General features: G+C 57.5%; 15 protein-coding genes and 2 tRNA genes. 12 read left to right on the top strand and 5 right to left on the bottom strand.

What is annotated here, in order from left to right; all coding sequences use genetic code 11:
- Nucleotides 1–96 precede the first annotated feature (96 nt).
- The 3 genes from HDE72_RS21885 to HDE72_RS21875 all read right to left on the bottom strand — a co-directional run bounded on the left by HDE72_RS21885 (nucleotide 97) and on the right by HDE72_RS21875 (nucleotide 2,030).
- On the bottom strand, nucleotides 97–1,152 hold the full coding sequence (locus tag HDE72_RS21885) for an alkene reductase (RefSeq protein ID WP_183745605.1): 1,056 nt from the start codon (nucleotides 1,150–1,152) through the stop codon (nucleotides 97–99).
- A 59-nt stretch (nucleotides 1,153–1,211) separates the two neighbouring features.
- Complete coding sequence (locus HDE72_RS21880; RefSeq protein ID WP_183745601.1) at nucleotides 1,212–1,508, bottom strand: ArsR/SmtB family transcription factor; 297 nt, start codon at nucleotides 1,506–1,508, stop codon at nucleotides 1,212–1,214.
- A gap of 162 nt (nucleotides 1,509–1,670) precedes the next feature.
- Nucleotides 1,671–2,030 (bottom strand): DUF1304 domain-containing protein, encoded by a 360-nt coding sequence (locus HDE72_RS21875; RefSeq protein ID WP_183745597.1) that lies wholly within the window; start codon nucleotides 2,028–2,030, stop codon nucleotides 1,671–1,673.
- A 234-nt stretch (nucleotides 2,031–2,264) separates the two neighbouring features.
- Between HDE72_RS21875 and sugE the strand changes: the two genes are divergently transcribed.
- Nucleotides 2,265–2,585: a quaternary ammonium compound efflux SMR transporter SugE gene (sugE, locus tag HDE72_RS21870; RefSeq protein ID WP_183745594.1), complete on the top strand. Its 321-nt coding sequence runs from the start codon at nucleotides 2,265–2,267 to the stop codon at nucleotides 2,583–2,585.
- Nucleotides 2,586–2,593: 8 nt separating this feature from the next.
- Nucleotides 2,594–2,923: an SMR family transporter gene (locus HDE72_RS21865; RefSeq protein ID WP_221291354.1), complete on the top strand. Its 330-nt coding sequence runs from the start codon at nucleotides 2,594–2,596 to the stop codon at nucleotides 2,921–2,923.
- Here HDE72_RS21865 and HDE72_RS21860 read toward each other — a convergent pair whose 3' ends face one another.
- Nucleotides 2,924–3,886, bottom strand: coding sequence for a M14 family metallopeptidase (locus HDE72_RS21860; protein WP_183745588.1), 963 nt, complete (start codon nucleotides 3,884–3,886; stop codon nucleotides 2,924–2,926).
- A gap of 136 nt (nucleotides 3,887–4,022) precedes the next feature.
- Between HDE72_RS21860 and HDE72_RS21855 the strand changes: the two genes are divergently transcribed.
- Nucleotides 4,023–5,135, top strand: coding sequence for an acyltransferase family protein (locus tag HDE72_RS21855; RefSeq protein ID WP_183745585.1), 1,113 nt, complete (start codon nucleotides 4,023–4,025; stop codon nucleotides 5,133–5,135).
- Between the two features lie 2 nt (nucleotides 5,136–5,137).
- On the opposite strand, the gene HDE72_RS21850 is transcribed toward HDE72_RS21855, so the two are convergent.
- A complete protein-coding gene (locus HDE72_RS21850) occupies nucleotides 5,138–5,602 on the bottom strand; it encodes a hypothetical protein (protein ID WP_183745582.1) in 465 nt (154 codons plus the stop codon).
- A 137-nt stretch (nucleotides 5,603–5,739) separates the two neighbouring features.
- Between HDE72_RS21850 and HDE72_RS21845 the strand changes: the two genes are divergently transcribed.
- The 9 genes from HDE72_RS21845 to HDE72_RS21805 all read left to right on the top strand — a co-directional run bounded on the left by HDE72_RS21845 (nucleotide 5,740) and on the right by HDE72_RS21805 (nucleotide 13,677).
- A tRNA-Val gene (locus HDE72_RS21845) sits at nucleotides 5,740–5,816 on the top strand.
- Between the two features lie 79 nt (nucleotides 5,817–5,895).
- Nucleotides 5,896–5,972 (top strand) — tRNA-Val (locus HDE72_RS21840).
- A gap of 219 nt (nucleotides 5,973–6,191) precedes the next feature.
- The gene (thrS, locus tag HDE72_RS21835; RefSeq protein WP_183745579.1) at nucleotides 6,192–8,099 is read left to right on the top strand and encodes a threonine--tRNA ligase; all 1,908 of its coding nucleotides are present in this window, start codon (nucleotides 6,192–6,194) and stop codon (nucleotides 8,097–8,099) included.
- Between the two features lie 27 nt (nucleotides 8,100–8,126).
- Nucleotides 8,127–8,672 (top strand): translation initiation factor IF-3, encoded by a 546-nt coding sequence (gene infC, locus HDE72_RS21830; protein ID WP_254926743.1) that lies wholly within the window; start codon nucleotides 8,127–8,129, stop codon nucleotides 8,670–8,672.
- A gap of 228 nt (nucleotides 8,673–8,900) precedes the next feature.
- A complete protein-coding gene (gene rpmI / locus HDE72_RS21825; RefSeq protein ID WP_183745765.1) occupies nucleotides 8,901–9,098 on the top strand; it encodes a 50S ribosomal protein L35 in 198 nt (65 codons plus the stop codon).
- 26 nt (nucleotides 9,099–9,124) lie between these two features.
- Nucleotides 9,125–9,484, top strand: coding sequence for a 50S ribosomal protein L20 (gene rplT, locus HDE72_RS21820; protein ID WP_183745576.1), 360 nt, complete (start codon nucleotides 9,125–9,127; stop codon nucleotides 9,482–9,484).
- A 144-nt stretch (nucleotides 9,485–9,628) separates the two neighbouring features.
- Nucleotides 9,629–10,645: a phenylalanine--tRNA ligase subunit alpha gene (pheS, locus tag HDE72_RS21815; protein ID WP_183745572.1), complete on the top strand. Its 1,017-nt coding sequence runs from the start codon at nucleotides 9,629–9,631 to the stop codon at nucleotides 10,643–10,645.
- Nucleotides 10,646–10,731: 86 nt separating this feature from the next.
- Nucleotides 10,732–13,158 carry a phenylalanine--tRNA ligase subunit beta gene (pheT, locus tag HDE72_RS21810; RefSeq protein ID WP_183745569.1) on the top strand — a complete coding sequence of 809 codons (2,427 nt, stop codon included), beginning with the start codon at nucleotides 10,732–10,734 and terminating at the stop codon, nucleotides 13,156–13,158.
- 171 nt (nucleotides 13,159–13,329) lie between these two features.
- A complete protein-coding gene (locus HDE72_RS21805) occupies nucleotides 13,330–13,677 on the top strand; it encodes an integration host factor subunit alpha (RefSeq protein WP_010399205.1) in 348 nt (115 codons plus the stop codon).
- Nucleotides 13,678–13,687: the final 10 nt, after the last annotated feature.

The following is a 13,687-nucleotide window of genomic DNA, read 5'->3' as shown; positions in this document are numbered from 1 at the left end:
ATTGAAGGAAACGCCATAAAGAGCGGCGGGTGCAAAGACTATCCGCAGTTGCCTGCAATGCATCCTTGCGCCCGCCGCTGGTGGGGAGAGACCTGCTTATGCCAGTGCGGGATAGTCCGTGTAGCCTGTCGCGTCAGGCGAATAGATCGTTGCCGGGTTTAGTGGGTTCAGCGCTGCATCGCTGTGCAAGCGGCCTGGCAAGTCCGGATTGGCGATGAACCACAGGCCAAAGGCAATGGCGTCGGCTGCGCCGCTGGCCAGCAGTGCGTCGGCGGCGGCACGGTCCACTTTTTCATTGGCAATAAATACGCCACCAAATTCCTGTTTCAGGTACGGGCTCAGGCTGTCTTCGCCCTTGGCTTCGCGCGTGAAGATGAAGGCAATTTTGCGCTTGCCCAGCTCGCGCGCTACATAGCCGAAAGTGTCGCGCGGGGTCGAGTCACCCATGTCGTGCGAATCGCGGCGTGGCGCCAGGTGCATGCCGACCTTGTCGGCGCCCCAGACGGCGATACAGGCATCGGTGACTTCCAGCATCAAACGGGCGCGGTTTTCTATCGAACCGCCGTAGATGTCGGTACGCTTGTTGGTGCTGTCTTGCAGGAACTGGTCCAGCAGATAACCGTTGGCGCCATGGATTTCCACGCCATCGAAGCCGGCTTTTTTCGCGTTTTCCGCGCCCAGGCGGTAAGCGGCGACGATGCCCGGGATTTCTTCTGTGTCCAAAGCGCGTGGCGTCACGAATTCCTGCTCCGGACGCACCAGGCTGACGTGGCCGGCTGGCTTGATGGCGCTAGGCGCGACAGGCAGGTCGCCATTGAGGAACATGGGCGCGGAAATGCGGCCCACATGCCACAGTTGCAAAACGATCTTGCCGCCGGCGTCGTGCACCGCCTTGGTGACCTGTTTCCAGCCGTCTACCTGCTCATCGGACCAGATGCCTGGCGTGTGGGCATAACCCACGCCTTGTGGCGTGACGGCGGTTGCTTCCGAAATGATCAGGCCGGCCGTAGCGCGCTGGGCGTAGTACTCGGCCATCAGGGTATTTGGCACGCGGCCGGGATTGGTGGCGCGCGAACGCGTCAGCGGGGCCATGATGATGCGGTTTTTCAGTTGCAGGCTGCCGATGGTGATAGGGTCGAATAATGTTGCCATGATATAAATGTCTTTCCTGTCGAGTATGGGGGAAGTGCTGCTTGCTGCTGTGACTGCGATTACAAACCTTGCTGCATCTGTTCCAGAAAAGCCTGGATGGTGGCTTCATTGCGCTTGAAGAAGCTCCATTGCCCCACTTTTCTGGGCGAAATCAGGCCAGCCTTTTGCAAGGTGGCCAGATGGGCCGAGACAGTGGACTGCGACAGTTCCAGGCGCCCGCCGATCAAGCCGGCGCACACGCCGAAATCGAGCGGATGGTCTTGCTCGATAAAATGCTGCTCGGGCTCTTTGAGCCATTGCAAGATTTGCCGCCGTACCGGATTGGCCAGCGCCTTGTGGATAGCGTCGATGTCCATATTGTTTGCCTCGCTGTTGTTCGCCTGCAGACGAACTGTATATCGGGTTTTTTGAAATCTAATATCGTCATAATACGATATAAATAAAAAGTCTGCTGGCTGGTTCGTATTTTGCAGAAAGTGAGGGGGCAGGGCGGCCCGGTTGGCCGCCCGTGAGAGACGTCAGGCGAAGTGGAACAGCAGCAAGGCCAGCACGGCAGGCACCGTTTGCAGATACAGGATGCGCGTCATGACAGTGGCTGCGCCCCAGATGCCGGCCACGGCAATGCATACCAGCCCGAATACGGTGAAGGCATGGGCGATGGCTGCGTCCGGATAAAAGAAGCCCAGGGCCAGCGCCGCCACCAGGAAACCGTTATAGCAACCCTGGTTGGACATGGCGGGGCGTACGATGTCGGCTTTTTCCTTGCTGAGGCCAAATACCTTGCGCCCGCGCGCGTCGAACAGCACCGTTTCAAGCAAAACGATATATACGTGCAACAGCAAGATAATCGCGGTCAGTGCCTGGGCCAATATCAGCATTGTGTCTCCTGGAAAATAGTTGATATAGTTGATATAGATACAGTAATTATCAGGCCAGTCGATGATTTTCGGCAGTTTTTTGATTAGAGCGTGGGCACTAAGCACCAGGAAAGGTGTGTATCCGGCAAGCTTTTTTAGCCGATGCTATACTCGCCGCCTTTTGCTCCTGTGGGGACGACCCCGCTAGATAGATGGGGCTGCAGGCGGGGACGACCCCGCCCATCAGGAGAGTACATGTCTTGGATCATCCTTGTATTGGCCGGCTTGCTGGAAGTCGGCTGGGCGATAGGCTTGAAATATAGCGCCGGCTTCACCCGTCCCATTCCTTCCGTGCTGACGGCGATTGCCATGCTGGGCAGCGTGGTCTTGCTGGGCATGGCCTTGCGCAACTTGCCGCTAGGCACGGCGTACGCCATCTGGACCGGCATCGGCACGGTAGGCACGGCCATTTTCGGCATCATGATGTTGGGCGAGCCGGCCAGCGCCGCGCGCATCGCTTGCATCGCGCTGATCGTGGCTGGCATCCTCGGTTTGAAATTATTGAGCCCACAATGAGCCTGGCCATGACTTACCTTTATCTGGCAATCGCCATCGTCGCCGAAGTGATCGCCACCAGCGCGCTGAAGGCATCCGACGGTTTCAGCCGTTTGTGGCCCAGCCTGCTGACCGTGGCCGGCTATTGCATCGCCTTCTGGTGTTTGTCGCTGACCATCAGGGTGATACCCACCGGCATCGTGTATGCGATCTGGTCCGGCGTAGGCATCGTGCTCATTTCCGCCGTCGGCTGGTTCTGGTTCAAGCAAAGCCTGGACCTGCCGGCGCTGATCGGCCTGGGCCTGATCATTGCCGGCGTGCTGGTGATTAATTTGTTTTCAAAGTCAGTGGGGCATTGATCAGAAGCTGCTGCTCACCCGCGCCAGGTAATACCACTCTGCATTGGCGGCTGCATTGACGTCCGGGAATAATATATAGGCGTCGAACTCGGCGGTGACGGGCGTGCCGTCGGCGCGTACGCCGATCTGATCACCTTGCTTGAGTTTGTCAAAGCTGGACCAGGTCTTGATGAAGCGGTCGCCGGCGTGCAGCTTGTCGTGCACCACCACCATGTTTAATGCTTCCATGTCGGCATCCGCGATCGGTTGCGGTTGTGGTGCATCGATCAAGCCTAAAAAGGTGAGGGTGTTGATGATGGCGCGGTAAGCCACGTCCGGTGCGGCCGGGTCTGCATGCTGGCCGCATTCCAGGGTCAGGGCGTAGCCGCCTGTCGAGCGCATGTATTCGGTGGTGCCCACGCCATAACGCAAGACCATGCCGACCTGGTCGCTGCTGCCCAGGCGGCGTTGCACACCGGAACCATAGGTTTGCAGCCAGCCATCGACGAAGCGGCGCACGCCCAAGCGGCGCGCCAGTGCGCGTTCTTTTTCTTCATGTTGGAAAGCTTGCAGCGGGCCATCGTTGTTGCGCGGGCCGACCATCACGAACGGCTGGCTGTCGGCATTGAACGAGTGCAAGTCCAGCAGCACGTCGTGCTGTCCCAGTAGCGGACACAGCCAGTTGGCGATACGGTCTTCGAAGTCTTGCGGATTGTTATTTGGGAACAGGTTGCGGTTCAGGTTGCGGTCGCCGCTGCGCACGCCCTTGGCGTAGGCCAGCGGGTTGGTGATAGGCACGAAAGTGACGCTGCCGGCCAAGATGGGCAGGGCGCCGCTGTCGATCTCGGCCATCACGCGCTGTATGCCCTTGGTGCCGCAGGTTTCATTGCCGTGCACGGCGCCCGTGACGATCAGGCGCGGGCCGCTGCCCTGGCCCGTGTAGTTGATGGATTTGAAGTGGAGTGCGCTGCTCATGCGGGTCATATCCTATGCTGTGTCGAAAGGGAGGGCGGGGTCGGCATATTTTAGCGGCATTCCTTGTCCCTGCCGTAAAAATCTGGCCATGGCAGCGTGCGGCGTGGCATGATCGGCGCCAGCCTTGTTTTCCCTCTTGATTTCCATGTCCAGCCATTCTCCTGCTTCCCGTTTGTACGGCCTCGACACCTTGCGCGCACTGGCCATCGTGCTGGTCTTCATGAACCATTATCTGCTGTTCGTCAGCGATGGCGAGGCTTTTGCTTTCTGGGGGGAAATAGGCTGGACGGGGGTGGACCTGTTCTTTGCCCTGAGCGGCTATCTGATCGGTAACCAGATTTTTGCCGCCTTGCGCAGCGAGCAGGGCTTTTCGCTGCGGCATTTTTATGCGCGGCGCTTCTTGCGCACTTTGCCCAACTTTTATGTTGTGCTGGCGCTGTTTTATTGCTGGCCAGCATTTCGCGGCGACAGCGCGCTGCTGCCCATCTGGAAGTTCCTGACTTTTACGCAAAACATCAATCTGACGCCAGGAACGGCTTTTTCACATGCCTGGTCGCTCTGCGTGGAAGAGCAATTTTATGTGCTGCTGCCAGCTGTGGCGATGCTGATCGCTGCATGCCGCAAATCACTGTTGTGGGCGTGGATAGCCGTAGCTGCCAGTGTGATTGCCGGCATGCTGGTGCGGGCCTATTTGTGGGATGAATATGTGCATGTGCCGCACGGCGGCCTTGGCTATTACAAATACATTTATTACGCTTCGTGGTGCCGCTTCGACGAGCTGGTATTGGGCGTGGCGCTGGCGCTGCTGAAAAATTATCATCCAGCCGCCTGGTCGCGCATCACTTCCTATGGCAACCGCACCCTGTTCGCTGGCCTGGCTGGCGCGGCGCTGATGCTGTTTGTGTTTTTCACCAACCATTATGCTTACTGGGTGACGGTATTTGCTTATCCCGCCCTGGCGGCCAGTTTTACCCTGCTGCTGATCGCCGCGCTCAGTCCCGGCAGTGTGCTGTATAAAGTACGCGTGCCCGGCGCGGCCAGCCTGGCCTTGTGGTCGTATGCGATTTATCTGTTGCACAAACAACTGTGCATCTTGCTCAAGCCCGTCTGGCAGGGCATGGGTTATGGGCCGGACAGCATACCGGCGATACTGGCCAGCATGGTGCTGAGCATCGCTGCAGGCTGGCTCTTATATATGCTGGTGGAAACGCCGTTCATGCGTTTGCGGGCGCGTTACGTGCCTTCCAATCACGCTTAAGCTTACATGTCGATCACATCCAGCCCGCGTGGCGTACCTATTAATAGTTCCAGCACCGCATGCACGCGCAGATTGCTATCGTCATGCTGCGTTTCGCGTATCAAGTTGCGCAGGCCGGGGACGGCTTCGCTGATGTGCGGGCTTTGGTAGGCCTTGATCAGCAGTAGCACCAGATCGGTGGCGCCGGCGCCTGGCTGGCGGCGCAGCCGTTCATGGATGGTATTTAACAAGGCGCGCTGCATGCGCGGCGTGGGATTGCTGATGTAGGCAAATACCGTCGGCGTGTTGGTAATCGCCGCGCAGATGCGCCGTTCGATCTCGTCCGGCTTCACGTCGGAGGCGATATCGAAATAGGCGGCTTGCCAGTGCGTGCGCGCATAGGGGTGGCCGGGTGGGAAGGAGTCTGCCGTTTCGAAGCCGCAAACGCGGCTCAGGGTTTTTAACCAACGTAATAAAGAGGAATTCATGTTGCGATTCTAGCTGCATTCCATGCATGGCGGACCTGCTCTATATAAAGAGGGCTGACGCCCGGGGAAATGATTAAAGTTTCCTGTAAAACAGCCCTTGTATTTACGGGAAAGCCTCTCTATAATGCTGGTCTTCGGGGCGGTTAGTTCAGCTGGTTAGAATACTTGGTCGACATCCAAGGGGTCGGGGATTCGAATTCCTCACCGCCCACCAGAATTTGGCAGTAAATAGTTTTTAAGCTGGCGCAAGCCGCAAGCGGTCATTTGAAATAAGATGATCAACACAGTTTTACGGGCGGTTAGTTCAGCTGGTTAGAATACTTGGTCGACATCCAAGGGGTCGGGGATTCGAATTCCTCACCGCCCACCAGAATGCAGTTAGAGAGAAAGAAAGGGTCAACCGGTTATGACACCGCGAACTACTACCAAGCTTTGGGAGTGACGCTAGTCGAACGGGTTTCCTTTGTCTCAAAAAAGTGAAAAACGCGGCTAGTCCGCGTTTTTTTGCGTCTGCGTTTTCCTCCCGGTTTTTCAGTCCATTCCACACATTGCAGTTTTACCTGGCGCCAGCGCCGACATGGAGATCAATATGCTTACAATCCGACTTCCCGATGGTTCCGCCCGTCAATTTGACGGCCCGGTCACCGTGGCCCAGGTTGCGGCCAATATTGGTACTGGCCTGGCCAAGGCCGCGCTGGCCGGCAAGGTCGATGGCAAACTGGTCGATACCTCGCATTTGATCGAGCAGGATGCCGAGCTGGCGATCATCACGGACAAGGATGCCGATGGCCTGGAAGTGATACGCCACTCGACCGCTCACTTGCTGGCCTATGCCGTCAAGGAATTGTTTCCTGAAGCGCAAGTGACCATCGGTCCTGTGATCGACAACGGGTTCTATTACGATTTTGCCTACAAGCGCCCGTTCACGCCGGAAGATCTGGTGGCGATCGAAAAGAAAATGGCTGAACTGGCCAAGAAAGATGAGCAAGTCACGCGCAAAGTGGTGGCGCGCGATGAAGCCATCGAGTATTTCAAGGGCATAGGCGAAGCCTACAAGGCTGAGCTGATCGGCTCGATTCCTGCCGATCAGGAAGTGTCGCTGTATTCCGAAGGCAAGTTTACCGACTTGTGCCGCGGCCCGCACGTGCCGTCGACGGGCAAGCTGAAAGTCTTCAAGCTGATGAAGCTGGCGGGCGCCTACTGGCGCGGCGACTCGAAAAACGAGATGCTGCAGCGTATCTATGGCACGGCCTGGGCCAGGAAGGAAGATCAGGAGCAATACCTGCACAACCTGGAAGAGGCGGAAAAGCGCGATCACCGCAAACTGGGCAAGCAGCTCGATTTCTTCCATTTCCAGGAAGAGGCGCCGGGCCTGATCTTCTGGCATCCAAAAGGCTGGACGATCTGGCAGCAAGTCGAGCAATACATGCGCAATGTGTACCAGGTCAATGGCTATCAGGAAGTCAAGGCGCCGCAAATCCTCGATCGCGGCCTGTGGGAAAAGACCGGTCACTGGGATAACTACCGTGAAAACATGTTCATCACGGAATCGGAAAACCGTTCCTACGCCCTGAAGCCGATGAATTGCCCTGGCCACGTGCAGATTTATAACAGCGGCATGCGCAGCTACCGCGACTTGCCGCTGCGCTACGGCGAGTTCGGTCAATGTCACCGCAATGAGCCATCGGGCGCCTTGCACGGCATGATGCGCGTGCGCGGCTTTACGCAGGATGACGGTCACATTTTCTGCACGGAAGAGCAGATTTCGGCGGAAGTGACGGCTTTCCATCAGCAGGCGATGGATGTCTATACGGCTTTCGGCTTTACGAATATCGATGTCAAGCTGGCCTTGCGTCCGGATAGCCGCATCGGCACGGAAGAGTCGTGGGACAAGGCGGAGGAATCCCTGCGTTCGGCCCTGCGCGCCTGTGGCGTGGAATGGACGGAATTGCCGGGCGAGGGCGCCTTCTATGGTCCGAAGATCGAGTACCACCTGAAAGATAGCTTGGGCCGCGCATGGCAAGTGGGCACGGTGCAGATCGACCCATCGATGCCGGGCCGTCTGGGCGCCGAATATGTGGCGGTGGACAATACGCGCCAGGTTCCCATCATGCTGCATCGCGCGATTGTCGGTTCGCTGGAACGTTTCATTGGCATCCTGATCGAACACTATGCGGGCGCCATGCCGTTGTGGTTGTCGCCGGTGCAAGTGTCGGTATTGAACATCTCCGATGCCCAGGCTGATTACGTACAAGAAGTTACAACAAAACTGCGCAAAGCGGGACTGCGCGTACAAGCTGATTTGCGTAACGAGAAGATTACCTATAAAATACGTGAACATTCCGTACAAAAATTGCCTTATATCCTGGTGATTGGCGATAAAGAGCGGGATGCAAATACGGTGGCCGTGCGGGCGCGGGGCAATGTCGATCTGGGCGTGATGTCCGTCGATGCCCTGATAGAGCGACTCAAACTTGAAGTCGACACCAAGGCCTGACGAGGAAACTCGCAGCACGACCGTTTTATAAGATTTTTAAAGGAAATTACAATAGCTACTGACAAGTCACATCGCATCAATGGCGAAATCACTGCCCCTGAAATGCGTTTAAGTGGGGTCGATAACGAGCCACTCGGTATCGTAAGTTTGGCTGAAGCCTTCCGCCTGGCGGAAGAGGCAAACGTTGATCTGGTGGAAATTGCGCCTACTGCGCAGCCACCGGTATGCCGTTTGATGGACTACGGCAAATTTAAGTATTCGGAGCAGAAGAAAGCTCACGAAGCCAAATTGAAGCAAAAGATCATCCTCGTGAAGGAAGTCAAATTCCGTCCGGGGACTGATGATGGTGACTACAATATCAAGTTGCGTAACCTCATCAAGTTCCTCGAGGATGGCGATAAAACCAAGATCACGCTGCGTTTCCGCGGCCGTGAGATGGCGCATCAGGATATTGGCTTCCGTATGCTGGAACGTCTGAAAGCCGATCTGGAGCCGTTTGGCCAGGTTGAGCAATTTCCGAAGATGGAAGGCCGCCAGATGATCATGGTCCTTTCGCCTAAGAAGAAAAAGTAAGATACAATAGCGTTTTACTGTGGGTGGAAATGACGCGCATCACTATTGATGCGGCACTCTGCCCCAGGCAGAATTTGAGCGGCCCGGCCAGCAATGTCCGGGCCGCTCAAAACTGTAGCGGACTCGCATCCGCTGCACGACATGTGAAAGCAGGCATCTAAGCGCGACGTCGTGTTGCCACCTGCAATCCTGTTATAAATGGAGCTGTCCGTAAAAGGACAGATTGCTATGCCTAAAATGAAGACCAAAAGCTCCGCGAAAAAACGTTTTCGCGTGCGTCCAGGTGGTACCGTTAAATGTGGTCATGCGTTCAAACGCCACATCTTGACCAAAAAAACCACCAAGCTGAAACGCGCTCTGCGCGGTACCACCAATGTCGCTGCGTCTGACGTGCAATCCGTCTACCGCATGATGCCGACTGCTTAATCTCACACTCAATATAAGGAGTTACTATGCCTAGAGTAAAACGTGGGGTTACAGCTCGTGCCCGTCATAAAAAGATTCTTGTTCAAGCTAAAGGCTACCGTGGTCGCCGCAGCCGTGTATACCGTGTTGCCAAGCAAGCAGTTATGCGCGCTGGCCAATACGCATACCGCGATCGCCGCAACAAGAAACGCGTTTTCCGCCGCCTGTGGATCGCCCGTATCAACGCCGCTTCCCGTGAGCATGGCGTAACGTACAGCGTATTCATGAACGGCTTGAAAAAAGCAAGTATCGAACTGGACCGTAAAGTCCTGGCCGATATGGCTGTGATGGACAAGCCAGCGTTCGCTGCGATTGTCAACGCAGTTAAAGCAAAAATCGCTGCGTAAGCACGGTCATTGCACAGCGTCATCCGTAGGGTGACGTTATAAAGAGCGGGGCAGGGGTGTGAACCCTATGCCCCGTTTCCGTTTTTGATTGTTGGGCTCTCGATTACTGAATCCAGGATTGATTTCCAAAACAGGAAAAGCCGCATGAACTCCCTAGAAGAACTCGTCGTCTCGGCCCAGGCTGACTTTATCGCCGCCGCAGACGCTGCCGCACTTGAAAACGCCAAAGCCCGCTACCTGGGCAAGACTGGCCAGATTACTGAAATGATGAAGGGCCTGGGCAAACTGGACCCGGACGCGCGCAAGGCGCAAGGCGCCCTGATCAATGCCGTCAAGGTGCAGATCGAAGACGCGCTGACGGCGCGCCGTGATGCACTGGCCGATGCCCAGCTGCAAGGCCGACTGAACGCCGAAGCGATCGACGTGACCCTGCCAGGCCGTGGCCGCATGCCAGGCGGCATCCATCCAGTGATGCGCACCTGGGAGCGCGTCGAGGAAATTTTCCGTTCGATCGGCTTCGACGTGGCTGACGGCCCCGAGATCGAAACCGACTGGACCAACTTCTCTGCCCTGAACAGCCCGGAAAACCATCCGGCCCGTTCCATGCAAGATACTTTCTACATCGATGGCAATGACAGCGATGGCAAGCCTTTGCTGCTGCGCACGCATACCAGCCCGATGCAGGTGCGCTATGCGCGCACGCATACGCCGCCGATCAAGGTGATCGCGCCCGGCCGCACCTACCGCGTCGACAGCGATGCCACCCATTCGCCGATGTTCCATCAGGTCGAAGGCCTGTGGATCGCCGAAGACATCAGCTTTGCCGACCTGAAGGGCGTTTACCTGAACTTCATCAAGGCTTTCTTCGAGACCGACGACCTGCAAGTGCGTTTCCGTCCATCCTACTTCCCATTCACCGAGCCTTCGGCCGAGATCGACATCGCCTTCGGTTCCGGCCCATTGAAGGGCCGCTGGCTGGAAGTATCGGGCGCGGGCCAGGTGCACCCTAATGTGGTGCGCAACTTTGGCCTCGATCCAGAGAAATTCATCGGCTTTGCTTTCGGCTCCGGCCTGGAGCGCCTGACGATGCTGCGTTACGGCATCAGCGACCTGCGTCTCTTTTATGAAGGCGACCTGCGGTTCCTGAAGCAATTCAACTAAGCGTTGTTCCGTTTGATTTGCCGCGCTTGAGCGCCCAGCATCCATTGTGCTCGCGCGGCGAGCTTTGACCCTTTGAAGGCTTGATTATGCAATTTTCCGAAAACTGGCTCCGTACCATGGTCGATCCGAAGATGACTTCGGACGAACTGTCCCACCTGCTGACCATGTCCGGTCTGGAAGTGGAGGACGTCGAAGCTGTCGCTCCACCGTTCTCGAACGTGGTGGTGGGCCTGGTCCTGGCGATGGAGAAACATCCGAACGCCGACCGCCTGAACGTGTGCCAGGTCGATGTCGGCACCGGCACCATGCTCAATATCGTGTGCGGCGCGCCGAACGTGCGCCCCGGCTTGAAAGTGGTGTGCGCCAAGGCTGGCGCCGTGCTGCCGCCTGGCGCCGATGGCAAGCCGTTTGAAATCAAGGTGGGCCAGCTGCGAGGCGTCGAGTCGCAAGGCATGTTGTGCTCCGCGCGCGAATTGAAATTGTCGGAAGAAAACGCTGGCTTGATGGAATTGCCGGACGATGCGCCTATCGGCCAGAATTTCCGCGACTACTATGCCTTGAACGATCTGAAATTCACGATCAAGCTGACGCCGAACAAGGCCGATTGCCTGTCCGTGCTGGGCGTGGCGCGTGAAGTGTCGGCCTTGACGGGTGTGCCGCTGACGCCACCGCAATTCCGCACCATTGCCGTCTCCAGCGATGAAGTGCTGCCAGTCAAGATCAGCGCACCGGACCTGTGCGGCCGTTTCACGGGCCGCGTGATCCGTGGCTTGAATACCAGGGCGGTCACGCCGGACTGGATGAAGCAGCGCCTCGAGCGTAGCGGCCAGCGTCCTGTGTCGGCCCTGGTCGATATTTCCAACTATGTCATGCTGGAACTGGGCCGCCCTAGCCACGTGTTTGACCTGGCCAAGATCCATGGCGGCCTCGAAGTGCGTTGGGGCAAGGCTGGCGAAAGCGTGAAACTGTTGAATGGCAACACCGTCGCCGTCAACGAGTGGTTCGGTGTGATTGCCGACGAGCAGGAAATCGAATCGCTGGCCGGCATCATGGGCGGCGACGCCAGCGCGGTATCGGACGATACCGACAGTATTTACCTGGAAGCAGCCTTCTGGTGGCCGGATGCCATCCGTGGCCGCGCCCGCCATTTCAATTTCTCGACCGATGCGGCGCACCGCTTCGAGCGCGGCGTGGATTTCGCCACCAATGTGGAACACATCGAGCGCATCACGGCCCTGATCGTGGAAATCTGCGGCACCACAGCGACCACCGTCGGCCCGGTCGATGATCATATCGTCAACCTGCCGCAGCGCGCACCGGTGACGATGCGCACGGCGCGCGCGCAAAAAGTCATCGGCGTGCCGTTGACGGATGCGCTGGTCGCCGACATCTTCACCCGTCTGGCCCTGCCATACACGCTGGCCGACGGCGTGTTCTCGGTCACTTCGCCCAGCTATCGTTTCGATATCGAGATCGAGGAAGACCTGATCGAGGAAGTGGCGCGCGTCTACGGCTTTGAAAATATCCCGACCCGTCCGCCGGTGGCGGCCAATGTGATGCAGATCGCGCCGGAAAACACGCGTTCGCTGTTTGCAGTGCGTCATGAACTGGCTGACCTGGCGTACCAGGAAGTGGTCAACATGAGTTTTGTCGACGCAGCGTGGGAGCGTGATTTTTCGGGCAATACCAACCCGATCACCTTGCAAAATCCGATCGCCAGCCAGATGAGCGTGATGCGCACCTCGCTGATCGGCAGCCTGGTGTCGGTGGTGCGGTACAACCTGAACCGCAAAACCAACCGCATCCGCATCTTTGAAGTGGGCGCCATCTACAAGCGCGATGCGTCCGTGGAAAATGGCGCCGTGACGGTGGCCGGCTACGACCAACCCAAGCGTGTCGGTGCCATGGCCTATGGCCCGGTCGCTGATGAGCAGTGGGGCCAGCCAGCGCGCAGCGTCGATTTCTTCGACGTCAAGGCGGACCTGGAAGCGCTGTTCGCGCCGCTGGTATTGCGTTTCACCAAGGCGGAACACCCAGCCCTGCATCCGGGCCGTTCGGCTCATGTGGAACTGGACGGTAAAGTCATCGGTTTCATCGGTGAATTGCACCCGCGCTGGATGCAAAAGTATGACTTGCCGCAAGCGCCAGTGCTGTTTGAAGTCGATGCAGCCGCGCTGGAGCAGCGTCCTTTGCCGGTGTACGCGGAAATTTCGAAATTCCCGGGCGCCAGCCGCGATCTGGCGGTAGTCGTCAAGCAATCGGTGGCGGTGCAGGATGTGCTCGATTCCTTGCACGCTGCCGCCAAGGCTAGCCCTGCAGCGCGTATCGTGCAAGCCATTGTTTTATTTGATGAATATCGGGGCAAAGGTCTGGAAACGGATGAAAAAAGCCTTGCTTTCCGGATTAGCTTGCAAGATACTCAAAACACCCTGCAAGACGATGTGGTCGATGGCCTGATGGCTGTGCTGATCGACGCGGCCAAGCAGGGACACGACGCTAAACTGCGTTCGTAATAGTCGGGCCAGCCACCGCTTGCGGGTGGTGGTTGGTTCGCCGAAAACCGGGTACGGATCCGCCATGCGGCGGGTTCGGGCGCACAGAAAAGGCAGGGCAGCAAAATTAATAATAGCGACGTTGATTCCGCCGTACTGCAGTCCGCATTGGCTGCCGATTTGCATCGGGCCATGCTGGTTGCCAAAGTGCGCCAGGAAGCGGAAAAAGATTTACCCACCTTGACCAAGGCGGAACTGGCCGAACTGTTGTTCGAGCAAGTGGGCCTGAACAAGCGCGAAGCGAAAGATATGGTCGAAACCTTTTTCGATGAAATCCGCAATGCGCTCGAACGGGGCGAGGCCGTCAAACTGTCGGGTTTCGGCAATTTCCAGCTGCGCGACAAGCCGCAGCGGCCGGGGCGCAATCCCAAGACAGGCGAAGAGATCCCTATCACGGCACGCCGTGTCGTGACCTTCCACGCCAGCCAGAAGCTGAAAAGCATGGTCGAAGAGACCAGTCCGCTGGCACGTGCTGCCTGAGTGAGTGGCG

Origin of the sequence: Janthinobacterium saanense, assembly GCF_014200675.1 — a bacterium.
Classification (GTDB): domain Bacteria; phylum Pseudomonadota; class Gammaproteobacteria; order Burkholderiales; family Burkholderiaceae_D; genus Janthinobacterium.
Note: the sequence above shows the minus strand (reverse complement) of the source record. Positions and strands in the feature narration are given on the sequence as shown.

Bases quoted from the DNA above. Each gene is read 5' to 3' on its own strand.
- HDE72_RS21885 (WP_183745605.1), bottom strand. From the start codon at position 1,152: ATGGCAACATTATTCGACCCTATCACCATCGGCAGCCTGCAACTGAAA.
- HDE72_RS21880 (WP_183745601.1), bottom strand. From the start codon at position 1,508: ATGGACATCGACGCTATCCACAAGGCGCTGGCCAATCCGGTACGGCGG.
- HDE72_RS21875 (WP_183745597.1), bottom strand. From the start codon at position 2,030: ATGCTGATATTGGCCCAGGCACTGACCGCGATTATCTTGCTGTTGCAC.
- sugE (WP_183745594.1), top strand. From the start codon at position 2,265: ATGTCTTGGATCATCCTTGTATTGGCCGGCTTGCTGGAAGTCGGCTGG.
- HDE72_RS21865 (WP_221291354.1), top strand. From the start codon at position 2,594: ATGACTTACCTTTATCTGGCAATCGCCATCGTCGCCGAAGTGATCGCC.
- HDE72_RS21860 (WP_183745588.1), bottom strand. From the start codon at position 3,886: ATGACCCGCATGAGCAGCGCACTCCACTTCAAATCCATCAACTACACG.
- HDE72_RS21855 (WP_183745585.1), top strand. From the start codon at position 4,023: ATGTCCAGCCATTCTCCTGCTTCCCGTTTGTACGGCCTCGACACCTTG.
- HDE72_RS21850 (WP_183745582.1), bottom strand. From the start codon at position 5,602: ATGAATTCCTCTTTATTACGTTGGTTAAAAACCCTGAGCCGCGTTTGC.
- thrS (WP_183745579.1), top strand. From the start codon at position 6,192: ATGCTTACAATCCGACTTCCCGATGGTTCCGCCCGTCAATTTGACGGC.
- rpmI (WP_183745765.1), top strand. From the start codon at position 8,901: ATGCCTAAAATGAAGACCAAAAGCTCCGCGAAAAAACGTTTTCGCGTG.
- rplT (WP_183745576.1), top strand. From the start codon at position 9,125: ATGCCTAGAGTAAAACGTGGGGTTACAGCTCGTGCCCGTCATAAAAAG.
- pheS (WP_183745572.1), top strand. From the start codon at position 9,629: ATGAACTCCCTAGAAGAACTCGTCGTCTCGGCCCAGGCTGACTTTATC.
- pheT (WP_183745569.1), top strand. From the start codon at position 10,732: ATGCAATTTTCCGAAAACTGGCTCCGTACCATGGTCGATCCGAAGATG.
- HDE72_RS21805 (WP_010399205.1), top strand. From the start codon at position 13,330: ATGCTGGTTGCCAAAGTGCGCCAGGAAGCGGAAAAAGATTTACCCACC.